The 1527-nt window shown below is 39.9% G+C and carries 2 protein-coding genes and 1 pseudogene (1 of these 3 only partly in view); all 3 read left to right on the top strand.

The features are described 5' to 3' along the window. The coding region (locus COT81_01085) for an NAD(+)--rifampin ADP-ribosyltransferase (GenBank protein PIS05474.1) at positions 1–221 on the top strand (221 nt) is incomplete at its 5' end. A 708-nt stretch (positions 222–929) separates the two neighbouring features. Beyond that, the gene (locus COT81_01080; GenBank protein PIS05473.1) at positions 930–1361 is read left to right on the top strand and encodes a cell division/cell wall cluster transcriptional repressor MraZ; all 432 of its coding nucleotides are present in this window, start codon (positions 930–932) and stop codon (positions 1359–1361) included. A 12-nt stretch (positions 1362–1373) separates the two neighbouring features. Then, positions 1374–1527 (top strand): annotated as a pseudogene (locus COT81_01075) (16S rRNA (cytosine(1402)-N(4))-methyltransferase); it runs 743 nt beyond the window's last position.

The following is a 1527-nucleotide window of genomic DNA, read 5'->3' as shown; positions in this document are numbered from 1 at the left end:
TATATTTAGTAGAACCTACAGGTCCAATCGAGGATGATCCCAATTTAACTGACAAAAAATTCCCCGGTAATCCTTCAATGTCTTACCGCTCAAAAAATCCGTTTAAGGTTATTGGTGAGGTTACTCTTTGGCAAGGACACTCGCCAGAACAAGTCAAAACAATGAAAGACGGATTAGCCAAACTTGCGGAGCAAGGTCTTGTTGAGCCGATAGAGGACTAAATAAAAATATAAAAATCAAATTTTCTTTTAGTATCTAAAATTGGTGAAATTAACCACGTGATAAAAATTTACATCGCACAACACGGCATATCTGCAAGGGCTGAAGCCACATTTCACCACTCTAATTTAAAAAAATATAGGAAGCGGCGAAACGTCTGATATGCCGAAACGTTATTAGCAATTCCGCTTCGCTCCATTGCAAATAACGCGCGCGGATACCTCCGCTGTCATACTCCATTCCGCTCCGCGGAACTTCGTATAACAGCGGATATGAGATTCAACTCTTGCAGAGCCTCAGCCCAAATTGCTAATGCAACTTCTCATATCATCAAACGTTAGGCGCAATAGACCATATAATATAAATTTATGAAAAATTTATAAGAGAAAATAAAGGAGACTAACTATGCTTGACGGTATTATAGTTAGTCTCTAACCTGCTGGCAACATACGAGGAACTGCCGCAATTAAAAGCAGACTACGAGTATAGTCTGCTTTTAATTTGATCTAGATTAAGGCGCTTAACTGTCGACCCGTGAATTTTATTCGCCATTCGCTATTCGCCATCTTGTGTATAAGTGGTTGCCAAAAACTATCAAGTGGAGTATAATGGATTCTAGTGGTATAAAGTGGATAAATGTGGGGATATACCAAAATAAATGTGGATAACTAAACTATTCGCTAAAACTAAACAAAAATAAAAAAACCACGATGTTTATTGGAGAATATCAACACGCTATTGATGATAAGGGGAGAATTGCCGTACCGGTTAAATTTAGAAAAGATTTAAAAATTGGAGCAGTTGTTACCAAGGGTTTAGACAACTGCCTTTTTTTATACACACAAAAGGAATGGAACGCCCTAGCGCAAAAGTTAGCCTCACTCCCAATAGCCAAAGCTAACTCGCGCGCTTTCGCCCGTTTAATGTTGGCAGGCGCTATGGATGTCTCGCTCGATAAACAAGGACGTATCATTTTGCCTGATTATTTACGTCAGTTTGCCAACTTAACAAAAAAGGTAATTGTTGCCGGTTTGTATAGCCGAATTGAAATTTGGGATCAGGCCGCATGGAATAAATATAAGCAAGGTACGGAACGGACATCGGGAGATATCGCGGAAGCTTTGGGGGAGCTGGGAGTGTAGTTAAATATATGTATGGATCAGTGGCATATTCCAGTATTACTTAACGAAGCAATTACAAATTTACAATTAAAGGCCGGTGATACAGTTATTGATGGAACAGTTGGCGGCGGCGGGCATCTGGTCGCAATTGCCAAAGTAATTGGGCCACAAGGCAAGATACTCGGAT

This window comes from Candidatus Buchananbacteria bacterium CG10_big_fil_rev_8_21_14_0_10_42_9 (genome assembly GCA_002773845.1).
Lineage (GTDB): Bacteria > Patescibacteriota > Patescibacteriia > Buchananbacterales > 21-14-0-10-42-9 > 21-14-0-10-42-9.
This window is presented reverse-complemented; position numbering and strand designations above follow the sequence as displayed.